Consider the following 16,157-nt stretch of genomic DNA (forward strand, 5'->3'; position numbering starts at 1 on the left):
TTAAAAATCGAATAAGGACTCCCCATTGGCCTCATCCATTTTAACCGGTTCTACATTCGATGTTGCCGGCATAACGGACTGGGTCATTGTGATTGGCTTCGGAATGCTGATGTTCCCAGCTTTTTCATCAACCATTACTTCACATAGAGCTTTAATGGCAATTACATACCCCTGCACCTTATCCTCTGAATTTACCTGTTTCGCTTTCAGAACAAGCTCTTCGATCTTATCTAACATTTGTTTTGATGAAATATCCAACTTTACCACCTCGTCTATATACAGGTCAAAACTTTCATAACTAGCATAGCAAAAATCAGAGAAGAAAACACCTTGGATATTCCCCTACTTATTAATTGGCTTGGATTGAAATTCCAAGCATGGCTGTCCTGATGAGCGAAAAACATCAAGAGAGGGGAGCCTAGATGTTTTGAATTGAAAAGCACGGCAGCCTTTTGGGAAGTTGGGATCCCAAGTTATATAAAAATGGCGGCACGCCATACAATTCACCCTTTCCATTTTCTTCATCGCTTTGAGATTTTCCAATCAATGGGGGTTTCCCCTGATTCAATCAGGAATTGATTTGTTTTGGAAAACGGTTTGCTGCCAAAAAAACCACGAGATGCCGACAGCGGACTTGGATGGACTGACTTAATGATTTTATGCCGGTTCTCATCAATCAAAGGAATTTTAGTTTGAGCCGGTTTTCCCCACAGGATAAAAACAACCGGTTTCTGTCGATCATTCAGCAGACGAATTACTTGATTCGTAAAGGTTTCCCATCCCTTTCCCCGGTGTGAGTGGGCTTCACCCTCACGGACAGTCAAGACTGAATTCAATAGAAGCACTCCCTGTTCCGCCCATTCAACTAGGTAACCATTGTCTGGAATATCGTAACCTAGATCAGTGTGTAACTCTTTAAAGATATTTCTTAAAGATGGTGGGATGCGAACCTCCGGCTTTACGGAAAAACTAAGGCCATGCGCTTGATGCGGTCCATGGTAAGGATCCTGTCCCAGGATGACCACCTTTACATTTTCATATGAAGTAAAGTGAAGAGCATTGAAGATGTCATCCTGATCCGGATGAATGACTTGCTGACTGTATTCTTGTTTTACAAATTCCATAAGCTCTTGATAATAAGTTTTTTTGAATTCCTCTTCCAATAGAGGCCACCAATCATTTGTTAATAACTGCTTTTTCATTTGCCCTAGCCCCTTTCCTCTTTTTGAAACTATATTATATCAAACTAATAGATTACGATTTATGTTTCTATGTACCCCTAACTTGGGAAGATAGATAGTTAGCAAGTAATTTAACTCTGTTGGAGGCTTACCCATGAAAAAATGGTACAAAAGAAAACGATTTTATCTGCTTGTCAGCATATTGATCGTCATTACAGCCGTGATCGCCTATAACAGCTACAAGCCCCTCCCCGAAGGCCTTTCATATGAAGGGAAGGTTCATCATGTCGAGGATATTGATTTCATCTATGACCTTTCCTATCACGATGAAGAAGGGAATCCTCAACATGAGCGGCGAATTTTCCAAACCATTAATCAAGCCATTGAGGATGCTGATTCTTATATCGTAATCGATATGTTTTTGTTTAATGCTTTTTATGATGAAAAGATAAACTATCCAAAGTTATCCGAGACCCTGACGGATAAATTGGTAGCCCAGAAGAAAAAGAAACCAAAACTCCAGGTGATTTTCATTACTGATGAAGTGAATACTTCCTATAATGCCTACCAATTAGAGGCACTCGAAACGATGAAGCAAAATGGCATTGATGTTATCGTTACCAATTTAGACCGGCTTCGGGATCCGAATCCTCTCTATTCAGGTGTGTATCGGACCTTTTTCCAATGGTTCGGTGAAAGCGGGAAAGGCTGGATTGTGAATCCCATGGCAAAAAGCGCTCCAAAGGTCACCATGCGTTCTTATCTTAGACTGATGAATATCAAGGCCAATCACAGAAAAGTGGTCGCTACTGAAAAAACGGCCATCATCTCATCGGCCAATCCTCATGATGCAAGTGGATTCCATTCCAATATTGCGTTTCAAATGAATGGGAATATCATCGGCGACTTTGTTAAAGCGGAAGAAGCTGCTTCTAATTTTTCAGGAGGACCAAAGTCATTTCCGGAATTTAAAGGGACATCTGCCGATAAGGGACCGATATCCGTACAATTGCTAACGGAAGGAAAAATTAATAAACATGTCCTTAAGTCAATAAGGGATACAGAAAAAGGGGACAAGATCCATCTTGCCATGTTTTACATTGCTGATCGCGAGGTTGTCGAGTCGCTAACGGATGCAGCTAAACGCGGTGTGAAGATTCAAATGATATTGGATCCGAATCAAAACGCGTTCGGAAGTGAAAAAATCGGACTTCCTAATCTTCCAGTTGCCGCTGAATTCGATAAACTGGGGGATGATAACATCTCGATCCGCTGGTATAAAACAGAAAAAGAACAGTTCCATACAAAGCTGATGATGATCAAAAAGCCTAAAGAAACGATTGTTCTTGGTGGATCGGCTAATTACACTTCACGCAATCTAGATGACTATAATCTTGAAGCTAATATTGAAATCCATGCTCCAAATGATGCGGACGTTTCTAATGATGTCGAATACTATTTTCAAAGACTTTGGACAAATCAAGATGGAACATACACTGTAGATTATAGTGAATATCAAAAGAAACTACCTGTTTTCAAATATTTGACCTATCGCATTCAAAAAGTGTTCCGCTTCACCACTTACTAAATTATTTCGGTAAATGATGTTTATCGATGCCCAAACAAGGTTATATACTACTATAGCCAATCAACAACCACGATAAGCAAGATTCGATTTACCTATTTTAAAGAAAATCTTACACTAAAATTCAAGGAGGAGTTTATATGTATCAAGTACACGTAGTAGAAAACGGTTTACAAGCAAAGGAAAAAATCGATCAATTAGTTACTTCAGGCTATACGAAGGACGATGTATATTTGTTTGCCCATGATAAAACGCGTTCGAAGCACCTTACTGAGAATACAAATACGGAAGATGTCGGCATGAAGGAACAAGGCTTCCTTGATACGGTTGGAAATCTCTTTAAATCACGTGGAGACGAACTTCGTAATCGAATGAGCAATCTTGGTCTTACGGATATGGAAGCAGAACGATACGAGGAAGTACTTGACGAAGGAAAAGTGGTCATCGTTGCTTCCAAACAAGATAATAAAGACGGGGTTACACACTAATACCCTATATGGATTCATAAAAAAGCGAGGCTCCTTAACCGGCAGCCTCGTTTTTATATTCATTATCCCAGGATGCTTTGGTACGTGGCCTTTGCATGGACCATGTCCTTAGTACCGTGAATCAACGCCCGTCCATCCTTGAAAATGACGATACGCTCCCCAGCTTTTTCACAAGAGAGAAGAAATGGATTGAACTTCACCAAATAGCCGCTGCCGTCCAGATCTTTGGCTAGTTTCTCGAGTTGCAGTTCCAAAGGATTTGGCGGTCTTACCTGTACAGTATCCCTCCCGCAAAGAACAGCCGTTTTCGTGGCATTTTCCTGTGTTAAAAAGGGGTATGTCCTATGCTCACCGCAAGAGAGACAATCTTTCTTTTTCGCTTTTGTCAATTTAACAGTTTGGTACTGATTACGCCACAAATCAAAAGTAACGAGTGCAGGTCGAACCGATTCCCAATCTTCAACAAGTATTTTCAAAGATTCAGCGGTTTGATGGGCCACCACCATCGTTACAGCTGGTGATATGATCCCTCCCGTGTCACAGGTCATTCCTTGGATAGGGATCGTTTTAAGTAAACAGTGCAAACATGGTGTCTGACCTGGCAGGATAGTCATGGTCATGCCGACACTGCCGACACATGCCCCATAAATCCACGGAATACGAAGTTTTTGTGACAGATCATTAATGATCATCCTTGTTTCAAAATTATCGGTGGCGTCCAATATCAAATCAACATCACCAAGCATCTGTTCAAGATTCTGGGCGGTAGCGTCCATGATGACGGCTTTCACTTCCACTTCATGATTAATATCAAGTAAATGGCGCTTTGCCGCTTCAGCCTTTGGCAGTTTTTCCGCCACATCCCGCTCCGTATACATTTGCTGGCGCTGTAAATTACTGGTCTCGACATAATCCCTGTCCACAATAGTAAGCTTCCCCACTCCTGCACGGGTAAGGGCTTCTGCGTTTGCAGACCCCAAAGCCCCTGCCCCTAGAAGTAAGACATGCTTCTTCTGAATTTTTAATTGGCCCCTTTCACCGATGGGGGAAAATAAGGTCTGTCTTGAATATCGCTCTGTCACTTTGAAACCTCCTTACCGATTTGCTCAGCCTCCACTGACAGGTGGAATGAAGGCTACTGTATCTCCATCAGATAGAATCGTGTCATCATCGGCAAATTCTTCATTGACCGCTGTCATCACGGTTTCGAGACCTTCCAATTCAAATTCCACCTTCATCTTTCCTTTAAGCTGGGCCACACTCATTCCATTTCCTTCTATAGAAATGGTCTCTTTGCCTAGCTCATCTTTCAATTGGGCAAATAAAAGTACATTAATCATTGCTATCCACCTCTTTTGGTTTTCCTGTTGGATAAGGAATGGTTTCCAACTGGTTTCCCACCCATGTCTCCCCATCTTCCCAGTGTTCTTTTTTCCAAATAGGAACGATTTCTTTAATTCTTTCAATCGCATACCTATTTGCTTCATATGCATCATTTCGATGTGGCGTACTAATGGCAATAACGACTGCGATATCCGTGATTTCCAGTTTGCCAACTCGATGGGTGATCGCCGTTTCTGCATCAGGCCAACGTTCCTTAATTTCAGATCCAATTTGCTCCAATTTCTTAATAGCCATCGGTACATATGCTTCGTAAATTAAGAAAAGAGTCTTTTTTCCCTTGGTCATTTCCCTCACTGTACCAATAAAGGTCGTAATGGCACCAGCATTCCGCTTGACTACTTTATCTATCACTTCCTGGATGACAATAGGCTCTTTTGAAATATGATAATTCATGTCTACCACCCTTTGTATAAGTCAGTTTGATTAATATACCCTGCCTCTTGATAATCTTCCAACGTATTCATATTGAAAAAGAGGTGTTGAAAATGTTCAGGATTCTCATGATATAACATAAAGTCCGTTTCCTTTACGATTTTTACCGAAATCTTTTCCAAAAACCGACTCATTTTTAATTCGTTCTTTACTAAACATTCTGTCAGTACAGGAAGACACCTTTTATGATAAACAGCAAAAAGCGGTTGGATCCTGCCATTTATTTCTGGAATGACAGCATCGAAACCCGTTTCATAAAAAGAAATGATTTCATTTATGGCTTCTGCACTCACAAAGGGCATATCACAGGCCGTCAGGAATTGCAGCTCTGTTTTCGAGGAGCTCATCCCTGCATGCAATCCGCCAAGAGGTCCTTGATCTTTATGTAAATCCGATATTAACGGAAGCTGCAGAAAGCGATAATCTTCAAATGTATTCGTAATGACCAGAATTTTTTCCGACACCTTTTTCAGCTCGGAGGCCACTCTTGAGATGTTCACAACGCCCCCAATTTTCAACAGGGCTTTATTCACACCCATACGGCTTGATTTACCACCAGCTAAAAGCAACATCGTCCATTCCATCAGACTCACCCTTCCTATTTTGAGGTTTAATCCAGCATCCTACGGTAAAGTATAATAATTGTGTCCTTTAAAATAGCATCCACTATATTTAAATATTTTAAATCAACTTTGAGGATAATGACACTTTCACAGACTTTGCTTAAATATTAAAAGATTGAATAGCACATATTTCTTGGATGAACCAATCTAAAAAGCAGGATTTCCAGCTATTCAATTCTCAAACCCATGTATTCATCCACTTTTAAAAAAGCTTGTACAAGGCCTTGCCATGTCCATCCTAAAGGCAATCATATTAAGGTGAAAACTAAGTTTTACATAAAAGAAATTTTGGTATATTCTAAAAACAGGATATTACCTGGTATGCTGATAATATCGATATCTAATTCTCCTGAGGAGGTCACATAATGACTATGAAAAGAGCTATGACAGTTGCTGGATCGGATTCCAGCGGCGGTGCAGGTCTTCAAGCTGATTTAAAGACATTTCAAGAATTTGGAGTTTACGGTATGTCCGCTTTAACGACAATCGTGACGATGGATCCTAAGAATGGCTGGTCTCATAATGTTTTCCCCACACCTGTCGAGGTTTTGGAAGCCCAAATCGAAACGATTCTATCAATCGGCATTGATGCCATGAAAACGGGAATGCTTGGATCAGTAGAAATCATTGAACTTGTTGCCCGTAAAATAGACGAGTTGAAACTGGACAAAGTCGTTATCGATCCAGTTATGGTATGTAAAGGTGAAGATGAAGTATTGCACCCAGAAACGGCCATAGCTCTGCGCGACCTTCTTGTCCCACGTGCAACTGTAGTTACGCCAAACCTGTTCGAGGCTGCTCAGTTAGCAGGAACAGCGCCAATTAAAACGATCGATGATATGAAGGGTGCAGCTGAAAAAATCCATGCACTTGGTGCAAAATATGTCTTGATCAAAGGCGGAAATAAGCTGAATCATGACAAAGCAATCGACCTTTTATATGACGGAAAAGAATTCGAGATTCTTGAATCCGAGAAAATCGAAACAACCAATACACATGGTGCAGGCTGTTCTTCTTCAGCAGCCATTGCCGCTCAATTGGCTGAAGGAAAAAGTCCGCGTGAAGCTATCTATATTTCAAAAGACTTCATTACCGAAGCGGTTCGCCATTCTTGGAAGATGAATGACTATGTAGGACCTGTCAATCATGGCGCATACCACAAATATGGTGTTGCTCAACAAACACAAAAATAAAACATCTAATTTACTGGCCGCTCAAATTAATCGAGCGGCCTTTTTCGCTTTTTTTGCTTTTATTTAGTAAAATAGAAAGAAGGAAAAGCTTATCTAGCCGCCCAGTTAAGGAGGAAATTATAGAATGAAACCTATAGACCGTACAGAGGTGCAAAATGCTATTGATTCTTTTGCCGGACAAGATGTATATCTTCACCTTGAAACGACAAATGGTGCCTATGCCACTCATGTAGATGAAGCTTTCTTTTCGGCAGGCGCTTATATTCGTAATGCTTTAATACAGTATGAACACGGGAAGATAGTTGGCGATGGACCTTATCGCATCGGCTTAAAGCTCAATATTGGCTGGGTATATGCAGAAGGCGTAAACCACTTCGAAATGGATGAACAAGGGAGACTGCTGTTGGCAGGTCTCGATTTTTCCGGAAAGCTTGCTGTCTCCATGCAACTCAGTCCCACTCCCTTTGAATGATTACAACATGATTGATATACGATGAATAACTCCCATTCACCGATAATAATACCCCACTGTAAGTAGAACGGAAGGAGAAATATACCTTGGAAAAAGAACGCCATGTACTCGTTATATTCCCACATCCCGATGATGAAGCCTTTTCGGTTTCTGGAACGCTTGCCCTCCATAGAGAAGCGGGCACGCCTGTTACCTATTTATGCTTAACACTAGGGGAAATGGGACGTAATTTAGGAAATCCACCATTTGCAACAAGAGAATCGCTCCCAAAAATTCGCCAAAAGGAATTAATCGATGCAGCGAATGCGATTGGCATACAAGATTTACGCATGCTAGGTTTGCGTGATAAGACGATAGAATTCGAAGATGATGAAAAGCTGACTTCATTATTTACGAATGCCATAATTGAATTGAATCCTTCATTGATCATTACGTTTTACCCAGGGTACAGTGTCCATCCAGACCATGAAGCGACAGCACGGGCTGTGGTTCGGGCCGTGGAAAGAATGGAAGAGAAAGAGAGACCTAAACTTCATTGTGTCGCATTCTCCAATAACTGCATCGACGAGTTAGGGCACCCTGACATCATCCATGATATCTCTGCCGTCGAAGAAAAAAAGGTAGCAGCATTTACTGCACACCGTTCGCAAACGCAGGCGATGGTGATCGATTGGAAAAAGAAATTCGAAAATCAGGATGCTGATTTTCTTGACTGGATCCGCAAAGAACGATTATGGACCTATAAGTTTTAAAAAACCGCCGTTAAGGCGGTTTTTTTGTTTATGGCATAAAAAAAACGCCTGTGGATTACAGGCGGAGAAAAGGGGGATATTTTGGAAAATCAATCATAATATAAGCATTCCCAAAATTTTCGTTTTTATACAGGCATTCAAAAAATTAAGCAGACACACGTTCCTCTATTTGCATCTTCTTTCTTACAGAGGCTTTTTTACCATGTGCCAAGAAATAAATTCCAATAAGAATGAATGCAAAGATCGACATTCCTATGAACAAACCTTTGAACCCGGTAAATGGAATGAGGAATCCCAATAGAAACGGGCCAACACCAATCCCAAAATCATACATTGTAAAAAACGTGGACGTGGCTAATCCCATCCGATTTGATGGGGCTTCCTTTATGGAAATAGCCTGACAGCTTGATTGGAACGTACCATATCCCACTCCAATAAAGGCCCCGGCAATCAGAAGTGTAATGCCATGATGAGATTGGCTGAGGATGACCATACCCACGGCAAATAGGAAGAGCGATGGATAAATAACTGCATTCTCTCCCTTCACATCAAACATTCGTCCTGTAAACGGACGGGACGCCAAAAGGAATACAGCAAATACCACAAAGAAAAAGCTTGCGGCATCCATTAGATTCATTTCTTTTGCAAAAGATGTTAAATAGGACAAGATGCTCGAATACGTAAATCCGGCAAATCCGATAAAAATGGAAATGGGCAGGGCCCTTTTTTCAAAGTAATCACTGATTTTAAATCCTTTTTGCGGTGAAGCTTTGCCCTTTTCACCTTCAGGAACATTCATGAATAGCGATGCGACTAAAGAAAATGCAGCAAATAAAGAGGCGGCATAAAAAATGATGGAATAACTAAAATGCTGTGTGATCAGCAATCCAATAAACGGACCGAATGCCATTGCCAAGTTTGTACTCATGGCAAAGTAACCTGTACCTTCCCCACGTCTTTCATTCGGAATGATATCTGCAGCAATCGTTCCAGTTGCCGTAGTGGCAAGGCCAAAAGCAAATCCGTGAATCAGTCGATCGATCAATAAGAGGGATAAACTATTCACGAGGAAATAACCAACGGACGCAATCAGAAATAAAACCAAAGATCCCAGCAACATCTTTCTGCGGCCGATCTTGTCAATTTTTTTCCCTGCAATCGGTCTGACAAGCACGGCCCCGAGGACAAAGATACTTGAGGCAAGTCCTGCTTGTGCTTGCGATGCATGAAAGTTATCAATCGTGTAAATGGTCAATGTCACCATCAAGACATAAAAAGTTAAAAATAGAAAAAAGTTTGCAGACGACACAATCAAAAAGTCTTTCGTCCACAATTTCGGTTTTTGATTCATTTCAATCCTTCTTCCTTACTATTGTTTTAATTTTTCCTTTAGAAATAATAAAGTTCGTAACGTTGCTTCTCGATCCTCTTCAGCCAAACCGCTGATTAATTGAAGTTCAAATTCTTCAACTACCTTTTTGGCCTTTTGATAAGTCCTTACACCAGACTCCGTTAACTGTATTCTCCGCTCCCGCTTATCTTTTCCTGGGATTTGTTCAATCAAACCAAGTTCTTCCAACCGATTTACCGTCCTGGTTACCGTCGGCTTCTCCACATCTAGATAAGCGCTAATTTCAACAAGCGTAGAACAGCCAAACTGTTTCAGATAATATACAATCAACCATTGGGAATGAAAAAGATCAACCTTAGCCAATTGTTCATTCAACTTTTTGGTAAATGACCTTGAAAATTGTAAGTTATGATGAAAAAAACCATTATGAAAGGACAAAAGTATTTCCCCCTATATTATAGTTACCTAGGTAACTATACACCTATAAATTAGAACTGTCCAGCTCTCAGATGAAGAAAACCAACTAGATTGCCGTTATCTCCGCGGCTTTAACACAACAAATTGACGCTTTCACTCGTGAATTCATGCGCTACTCGAGTTCGAGCGTTACTCGTGAGCTTGGGGCATCAAATCAATCCAAGCTACGTAGGGCTGAGTTCAAGCCCCTAAACAAAAAGAGCCTCCGCTATTTAGCGAAGGTTCCTTTCATTCTTATATTCGAAACAGTTGGAACATGGGGGCATGATAAATCACGACTTGATACATTCAAGGCATATCTCCTTTTAACCGAGATAGTGGTAAACGGTAAAGTTTATCATCTTTTTCATCAGGGTTTCCACGGCCATCCGTATTGTTGCTTATAAAATAAAGGTAATCTTCATCTACGAATACATCACGTACCCTTCCTGAACCCGTAATGATATTAGCCAGGTTTCCGCTCTTTACATCATAACTCTTAAGTGCCTCGCCCCTTAAGGCTGCAAAATAAAGCTTCCCGTCAAAATAAGCCATTCCAGAAGGAGCCCATGTATTTTCACCGGAATGAATCAATGGATTTACCATATCCGTTTTTTTCTCATCGCCCTGTATCACTGGCCAGCCATAATTCTTACCTGGTTCAATTTTATTTAATTCATCGTGTGCCGAATCTCCGTGCTCACTTTCATACATCTGTCCCGCTTCATCCCATGTCAGACCTTGTGGATTGCGGTGACCGTATGAATAGACGTATGAATTCGCGAAAGGATTATCGTTCGGAATGGTGCCATCCAGATTCATGCGCAGAATTTTCCCGCCTAAAGAATCTGTGTCCTGTGCGATCTCCGGCTTTCTTGCATCACCTGTCGTGGCATATAGCTTACCATCCGGTCCGCTCTTGATCCTACCGCCATGGTGGAAGTCCCCGCTTGGTATTCGGTCGATTAAGGTCTCCATCTCCTTCCATTTATCTTCATTTTTTTCTAAAATGACGATTCGATTGATGGAATTACCGCCTTCTTCATATGTATAATAGGCGAAAGCTTGCCTGCTCTTAGAGAAATCGGGAGCTAATAAAAATCCAAGCAACCCAGCTTCCGCTTTTGTCGACAATGTCTTTTTTAGGTTAACCTTTTGCCGTGTCATCTTACCCTTGTCCCATTCAACGATGGTTCCTGTCCGCTCTGACACATACATCGTGTCCCCATTTTTCTGAATCGACCATGGGGCATGCAGGTTCGTTACCAGAACATCCGGATCTTGTCCTAAATTGCCCGTCACTTCTTTATCAGGCTTAGGCTTGGTATTACTGTCCTTTTCATTCATGTTACAACCAGTTAAAGTCCATGTAGTTATAAGGAAAAATAAGATCCATCTTTTCAATAGCTTTTTCCCCTTTCGATTCATGAGTTTAATAGGCTGACTGTTTAAGTACCTTTAAAATGGCCTCCGCAACACCGGATTCATCATTCTTGCCTGTTACTACATCACACATTTTTTGAATATCGAGCGGTGCATTTCCCATCGCGACAGACAAACCTACCCGCTCAAACATGGATACATCATTATAATTATCCCCAATAGCCATCGTTTCCTGCATCGAGCCGGATTTTTCATTCACGTATGTTTCAAGTGCCGTACCTTTTTGAGCCGTCCCACTCATGATTTCCACATTTTCACGTCCTGATGAGGTGACTGTAATTCCATCCTCCCCATTTAATTCAGAAGAAATTTGATTCAATAAACTTAAATCCTTTGAAAAGCTGAGAATTTTATAATATTCCACATTAGAATGGTTGAATAACTCGGAATAATCGGAAATGGACGTTACTTGTCCAAGCTGTAAACGCTCCTCTGCAAATTTCCTCATCCTCTCAGGGTCAACGTCCGGATTGGCTGTAACAAATACATCCACCAAAGCAGATATGGCGTTTTCATAGTTTTTAGAATAGATTCCCTGACTCGTATAAATTTCGAAATAAACTCCTCGTTCTTCGAGTAATTCAGCAACCATGCTAGCAGTGCCAACTGACATCGGATTGGAAGCGGCAATCTTTCCGTCCTCCGTGAAAAGGGCAGCACCATTTACTGAGATGACAGGGCAAACGATGCCTGCTTCATCTAATGCGAACCTAGCTTCCACGTAGGATCTTCCAGTAGCAATGATCACTTCCACACCCTCTCTTTGAGCCCTTTGTATTGCGTCTTTATTTGCCTCACTGACCTTTTGCACTTTGTTTAACAATGTACCGTCCATATCAATCGCTATCGTCTTTATCAATTCAACCCGCTCCTTTTTTTCAATATAATTCCTATTTTAACCGAAAGAGACTGGATAAACACGTTTTACAAACTTGGATATATTCTTTGGTGTGAATTCAGTCATGTAAATGCTCCATTTATGTATATAAAAAAACTGCACCTAATTGAGATAGGTGCAGTTTTGTCTTAATGTAGAATCGTTTGGCTATCAACTGCTTGTGACCGTTCAATAATTTGTTCGTTGATGTCACTTTGAATGTCATCGATGGCTGTAAAATCCATTGCTTTTACATAAATCTTTTCGAGTTCGTCATGCGCATCCTTTGCTTTAACCAGATTTGCTGTCGCTTCATTCATTTTATCCCTGTACCTGGAGGAAACATCCTTTATCTGATCGGCATAAATTTCATCTGTTCCTGGCAGGATGGCTGTTTTATATATATCAATGATTTCATCACCTTCACAACTTGGGAAATATTCATGTGGTGATGTGCTGTCAAAAATGGCGATTCCTACCTCCCGGACGATTACCATGTCCAAGCTATGCGGATCAAAACCGCAATGATACACTTCCACATCAAAGCCTCTTTGCTCTGCAGCCTTTGCAATCTTCTTCAGCATCGTTGATTTACCTGAACCTGGACGGCCCTTTAAAAAGTAGCGTTTTTGTACACCCTCCGTGATATTGGGAATGAAATCAACTGCTCCCTTCGGTGTGGCAGCACCTAAAAAACGGTGGCGAACATCGGCCTTCTTGTTAAGGACGATATCTCTATAAAATCCTTCTATCAATTTATTGGTCAACCCATTCAATTTAGCGAAATCTATGTTTGCCTTATAAATGTCTTCCCATTCATCATGTATCCTTAATGCCTCAGCGAAAAGGGAATAGGCCTTCTCAAAACTCTTGCTTCTCGCATTCGTCAGCCTTATGATAGTCGCCCTTTCAGAAGCTAGCTGCTGAGAATTCCAGGCAGCCCCTAGATTGACATACTCCTCAATGGCCCCTGGCGCCTTAGGTTCAATCACATGCGGCGCGGTCCCATCCACAAGTCCGATTTTCAAAGCCGGTATGATTACTCCATCAATGGAATCATTATCGGACGAGCAATGTAAAAACTCAATGTCATAATCTTTATCCAGCCATTCTTGGCCGATTTTTTTCATAATGGTTGATTTGCCCGAACCAGGTCCGCCTTTTAAAATGAATAGTCTTTCCAAACCTGCTAAATTGGAATCATATAAACTATAAAAACCTTTAGCCGTATTGCCTCCAGCAAAATAGTGCATCACTTTTCCAGTCACTTTCACACTCTCCCTCACAATAAAGATGTGATCTTCAAGACAGCGTATGCAGAAAAAACCAAATAGGTGAATGCCTAAAGTTGGTATCGATTATTTTATAAGATCCACAGCATCAGCTTGTGTAACCTCTAGGAATTCCGAGGGCTTTAAGACAATCTGTGTCCCTATCCTCCCACCGCTTACGATGATTTCCGGCAGCCTGGATGCACTTTCGTCGATATAGGTCGGGTATTGCTTTTTCATACCGATCGGTGAGCAGCCTCCCCGTATATACCCTGTGTACTTTTGTAGATCTTTAACAGCAAGCATTTCAACTTTTTTTGCCCCTGCCGCCTTCGCTGCTTTTTTCAAATCCAGTTCAGTGGCTACAGGAATGACAAATACATATAGCTGCTGCGGCCCGCTATGGGTAACAAGTGTTTTGAAAACGCTTTCTTTCGCTTTCCCAATTTTGTCCGCAACAGTGATCCCATCGATTTTTCCATCGTTGGCATCATAACTCATCATGCCATACTCAATACGTTTATTATCAAGAATTCGCATTGCATTCGTTTTACTGGCTCCCATCCTAACATTCCCCTTTGCTTTTTTTCCATCTTACCATTTTTAAATACAGGGAAAAAGAAAGCACAGTGCCTGCGCATCTGTGCTTTCCATCAAATTATTCTAAATGACGTCTTTGAAAATCAGCGATCCTCTTATAGTCGCCTTCCAATTGCCGGCTCACGGATAAATAAATCGACATTAATTCTTCATACACTTTAACGTTCTGCTCGATTGGGACAAGCTCATTTGTAGCACCAATCATGCCTTCAACCTCATCCAGGCTTTCAATTTCTCCTAAAGCATATAACCCAAGAACGGCAGCACCCAAGCTTGAACTTTCAAAGCTTTCAGGAATTGTCACGTTCTGATTAAATACATCGGCCATGATTTGACGCCATAGCTTCGAGCGGACAAACCCACCGCTCGCATGAATTTTCTCGGGAGCACCTGTCAGTTCCCTTACAGCAAGGAGAACACTGTACAAGTTATACATCACACCTTCAAGTACTGCTCTGACCATATGGTCACGAGTATGATGAAGAGCCAGTCCAAAGAAGGAGCCTCTTGCATCGGCACTCCATAATGGCGCCCGTTCCCCAGCCATATACGGGTGAAATATCAACCCGTCGGAGCCAGGGGCAATATTTGAAGCCATGTCCGTCAGTATCTCATATGAGTCCTTTCCCGAAGCCTTCGCTTTTTCAATTTCAACTCGGCCTAATTGGTCCCGTGCCCATCGGAAGGTGATTCCCCCATTATTGACCGGTCCGCCGATTACCCAATGATTCTCCGTAAGGGCATAACAGAATGTCCTGCCTTTCGGATCTGTAAGCGGTCGGTCACTGACGGTTCGTACCGCACCGCTCGTTCCGATTGTCACTGCCAAAACACCTGGCTTGATGGCATTTTGCCCTAGGTTCGCAAGCACACCATCACTCGCACCAATAACAAAAGGGGTACCTGGCTGAATGTTCATTTTTGCCGCTAATTCCGGACTTAAGCCAGAGAGGATATGGGTTGTTGGAACAAGCGTTGGCAGCTTATCTACCCCAATTCCAGCAATGGCAAGTGCTTCTTCATCCCACTTCAATTCATTCAAATTGAACATTCCCGTTGCAGAAGCGAGTGAATAATCCATCACAAACTCATTGAAAAATTTATAGATGATGTATTCTTTGATTCCTATGAATTTGTCGGTTTCATTAAAAATCCCTGGATGCTCATTTCTTAACCACATTACTTTCGTGATTGGGGACATAGGATGAATGGGAGTTCCCGTCCTGTGATACAGTCGCATCCCCTGTTCCGAAGCCTTCAATTTCTCCGCATAGGCTACACTACGATTATCTGCCCATGTAATGCTATTCGTTAGCGTTGTACCGTCCTTCCCCATGGCGATCAAGCTATGCATCGCTGAACTGAACGATATAAAACCAAGCTCATCCTTTTCTATTCCGCTTGCAATCATAACTTCGCCTATTGCAATAATGACGGCTTTATAAATTTCTTCGGGATCTTGTTCCGCGACGGAAGGAGTTGGACTGTGAAGAGGATAGCCCTTCGAACATGATTGGACAACCTCTCCCCCTTTTGAAAAAAGAACAACCTTCGTACTCGTCGTACCAATATCGATCCCCATCATATAACCTGAATGTCTCATACTTACACATGCTCCTTTCTCTTAAACAATTGAAACCAATAGTAAGATCAGGATAGTGAAACGACTGATATTATCGTTTCCATAACCGTCCAAGATTTTAACGTTTGTAAAACTGTTAAGTAAAGTACACTTTAATCATCCAAAATCCTGCTTCATTTACGCAGGATAAAATTAATGAACCTGAAACCGATTACAAGGATTACCAATTCTCAATATTAACACCTGATACAGAAGAAATTGGCTTCTGCATAATATCTACCGCCGTTATGCTTAAACAAGCAGGCACACAAGTTACGGCCGCAACGAGCCAGCGAGAATCGGTGAAAAATGAAAGGATGTAGCTTGACTAGCCATGTATTCGCCAACACCGATGATCTAAATAATGGATGCAGGCTGATTGATTTTGTCCATCTTTATTAAACCTTT

The 16,157-nt window shown here is 41.5% G+C and carries 18 protein-coding genes; 5 read left to right on the plus strand and 13 right to left on the minus strand.

The genetic code is table 11. The features are described from left to right. Both ACQKMH_RS18410 and ACQKMH_RS18415 read right to left on the minus strand, forming a co-directional pair. Positions 1-258 (minus strand): YwdI family protein, encoded by a 258-nt coding sequence (locus ACQKMH_RS18410; protein ID WP_230159171.1) that lies wholly within the window; start codon positions 256-258, stop codon positions 1-3. 263 nt (positions 259-521) lie between these two features. Further along, on the minus strand, positions 522-1,202 hold the full coding sequence (locus tag ACQKMH_RS18415; protein ID WP_427588886.1) for a uracil-DNA glycosylase: 681 nt from the start codon (positions 1,200-1,202) through the stop codon (positions 522-524). 133 nt (positions 1,203-1,335) lie between these two features. Here ACQKMH_RS18415 and ACQKMH_RS18420 point away from each other — a divergent pair, with 133 nt between their 5' ends. Both ACQKMH_RS18420 and ACQKMH_RS18425 read left to right on the plus strand, forming a co-directional pair. Continuing rightward, entirely contained in the window at positions 1,336-2,769 is a 1,434-nt protein-coding gene (locus ACQKMH_RS18420) for a phospholipase D family protein (protein WP_427588887.1), read from the plus strand. 137 nt (positions 2,770-2,906) lie between these two features. Beyond that, positions 2,907-3,254, plus strand: a complete 348-nt coding sequence (locus tag ACQKMH_RS18425; protein WP_098370226.1) for a general stress protein — start codon at positions 2,907-2,909, stop codon at positions 3,252-3,254. Between the two features lie 62 nt (positions 3,255-3,316). On the opposite strand, the gene ACQKMH_RS18430 is transcribed toward ACQKMH_RS18425, so the two are convergent. The 4 genes from ACQKMH_RS18430 to mobA are packed head-to-tail and all read right to left on the minus strand — an operon-like array spanning position 3,317 to position 5,674. Beyond that, the gene (locus ACQKMH_RS18430; protein ID WP_427588888.1) at positions 3,317-4,336 is read right to left on the minus strand and encodes a MoeB/ThiF family adenylyltransferase; all 1,020 of its coding nucleotides are present in this window, start codon (positions 4,334-4,336) and stop codon (positions 3,317-3,319) included. Positions 4,337-4,360: 24 nt separating this feature from the next. Then, positions 4,361-4,594 (minus strand): molybdopterin converting factor subunit 1, encoded by a 234-nt coding sequence (gene moaD, locus ACQKMH_RS18435; protein ID WP_427588889.1) that lies wholly within the window; start codon positions 4,592-4,594, stop codon positions 4,361-4,363. Next, entirely contained in the window at positions 4,587-5,051 is a 465-nt protein-coding gene (locus tag ACQKMH_RS18440; protein WP_427588890.1) for a molybdenum cofactor biosynthesis protein MoaE, read from the minus strand. Before ACQKMH_RS18440 ends, moaD begins: the two co-directional genes overlap by 8 nt. A 2-nt stretch (positions 5,052-5,053) precedes the next feature. Further along, positions 5,054-5,674 carry a molybdenum cofactor guanylyltransferase gene (mobA, locus tag ACQKMH_RS18445; protein WP_427588891.1) on the minus strand — a complete coding sequence of 207 codons (621 nt, stop codon included), beginning with the start codon at positions 5,672-5,674 and terminating at the stop codon, positions 5,054-5,056. A gap of 404 nt (positions 5,675-6,078) precedes the next feature. Between mobA and pdxK the strand changes: the two genes are divergently transcribed. The 3 genes from pdxK (at position 6,079) to bshB2 (ending at position 8,130) form a co-directional block, all read left to right on the plus strand. Beyond that, a complete protein-coding gene (gene pdxK / locus ACQKMH_RS18450; protein ID WP_427588892.1) occupies positions 6,079-6,906 on the plus strand; it encodes a pyridoxine/pyridoxal/pyridoxamine kinase in 828 nt (275 codons plus the stop codon). 124 nt (positions 6,907-7,030) lie between these two features. Further along, positions 7,031-7,378, plus strand: coding sequence for a YojF family protein (locus ACQKMH_RS18455; RefSeq protein WP_096339115.1), 348 nt, complete (start codon positions 7,031-7,033; stop codon positions 7,376-7,378). Between the two features lie 86 nt (positions 7,379-7,464). Next, positions 7,465-8,130, plus strand: coding sequence for a bacillithiol biosynthesis deacetylase BshB2 (gene bshB2 / locus ACQKMH_RS18460; protein WP_427588893.1), 666 nt, complete (start codon positions 7,465-7,467; stop codon positions 8,128-8,130). 145 nt (positions 8,131-8,275) lie between these two features. Here the strand turns inward: bshB2 and ACQKMH_RS18465 are convergent, their stop codons facing one another. The 7 genes from ACQKMH_RS18465 to gntK form a co-directional block, all read right to left on the minus strand. Beyond that, positions 8,276-9,481, minus strand: a complete 1,206-nt coding sequence (locus tag ACQKMH_RS18465) for an MFS transporter (protein WP_427588894.1) — start codon at positions 9,479-9,481, stop codon at positions 8,276-8,278. Positions 9,482-9,499: 18 nt separating this feature from the next. After that, complete coding sequence (locus ACQKMH_RS18470; protein ID WP_427588895.1) at positions 9,500-9,919, minus strand: MarR family winged helix-turn-helix transcriptional regulator; 420 nt, start codon at positions 9,917-9,919, stop codon at positions 9,500-9,502. 327 nt (positions 9,920-10,246) lie between these two features. Next, a complete protein-coding gene (locus ACQKMH_RS18475) occupies positions 10,247-11,341 on the minus strand; it encodes a PQQ-dependent sugar dehydrogenase (RefSeq protein ID WP_427588896.1) in 1,095 nt (364 codons plus the stop codon). Positions 11,342-11,369: 28 nt separating this feature from the next. Next, a complete protein-coding gene (locus ACQKMH_RS18480) occupies positions 11,370-12,239 on the minus strand; it encodes a Cof-type HAD-IIB family hydrolase (protein ID WP_427588897.1) in 870 nt (289 codons plus the stop codon). Positions 12,240-12,406: 167 nt separating this feature from the next. Beyond that, a complete protein-coding gene (locus ACQKMH_RS18485) occupies positions 12,407-13,525 on the minus strand; it encodes a PRK06851 family protein (RefSeq protein ID WP_230159155.1) in 1,119 nt (372 codons plus the stop codon). A 90-nt stretch (positions 13,526-13,615) separates the two neighbouring features. After that, the gene (ybaK, locus tag ACQKMH_RS18490) at positions 13,616-14,092 is read right to left on the minus strand and encodes a Cys-tRNA(Pro) deacylase (RefSeq protein ID WP_427588898.1); all 477 of its coding nucleotides are present in this window, start codon (positions 14,090-14,092) and stop codon (positions 13,616-13,618) included. 94 nt (positions 14,093-14,186) lie between these two features. Continuing rightward, positions 14,187-15,731, minus strand: a complete 1,545-nt coding sequence (gene gntK / locus ACQKMH_RS18495) for a gluconokinase (protein WP_427588899.1) — start codon at positions 15,729-15,731, stop codon at positions 14,187-14,189. Positions 15,732-16,157: the final 426 nt, after the last annotated feature.

It is taken from the genome of Peribacillus sp. NPDC097895 (assembly GCF_050277555.1).
Classification (GTDB): Bacteria; Bacillota; Bacilli; order Bacillales; family DSM-1321; genus Peribacillus.

What these genes read in the sequence shown, in the direction of transcription:
- mobA (WP_427588891.1), bottom strand. Translation starts at nt 5,674, where the DNA reads ATGGAATGGACGATGTTGCTTTTAGCTGGTGGTAAATCAAGCCGTATG.
- ACQKMH_RS18455 (WP_096339115.1), top strand. Translation starts at nt 7,031, where the DNA reads ATGAAACCTATAGACCGTACAGAGGTGCAAAATGCTATTGATTCTTTT.
- moaD (WP_427588889.1), bottom strand. Translation starts at nt 4,594, where the DNA reads ATGATTAATGTACTTTTATTTGCCCAATTGAAAGATGAGCTAGGCAAA.
- gntK (WP_427588899.1), bottom strand. Translation starts at nt 15,731, where the DNA reads ATGAGACATTCAGGTTATATGATGGGGATCGATATTGGTACGACGAGT.
- ybaK (WP_427588898.1), bottom strand. Translation starts at nt 14,092, where the DNA reads ATGGGAGCCAGTAAAACGAATGCAATGCGAATTCTTGATAATAAACGT.
- ACQKMH_RS18415 (WP_427588886.1), bottom strand. Translation starts at nt 1,202, where the DNA reads ATGAAAAAGCAGTTATTAACAAATGATTGGTGGCCTCTATTGGAAGAG.
- ACQKMH_RS18425 (WP_098370226.1), top strand. Translation starts at nt 2,907, where the DNA reads ATGTATCAAGTACACGTAGTAGAAAACGGTTTACAAGCAAAGGAAAAA.
- ACQKMH_RS18420 (WP_427588887.1), top strand. Translation starts at nt 1,336, where the DNA reads ATGAAAAAATGGTACAAAAGAAAACGATTTTATCTGCTTGTCAGCATA.
- ACQKMH_RS18440 (WP_427588890.1), bottom strand. Translation starts at nt 5,051, where the DNA reads ATGAATTATCATATTTCAAAAGAGCCTATTGTCATCCAGGAAGTGATA.
- ACQKMH_RS18465 (WP_427588894.1), bottom strand. Translation starts at nt 9,481, where the DNA reads ATGAATCAAAAACCGAAATTGTGGACGAAAGACTTTTTGATTGTGTCG.
- pdxK (WP_427588892.1), top strand. Translation starts at nt 6,079, where the DNA reads ATGACTATGAAAAGAGCTATGACAGTTGCTGGATCGGATTCCAGCGGC.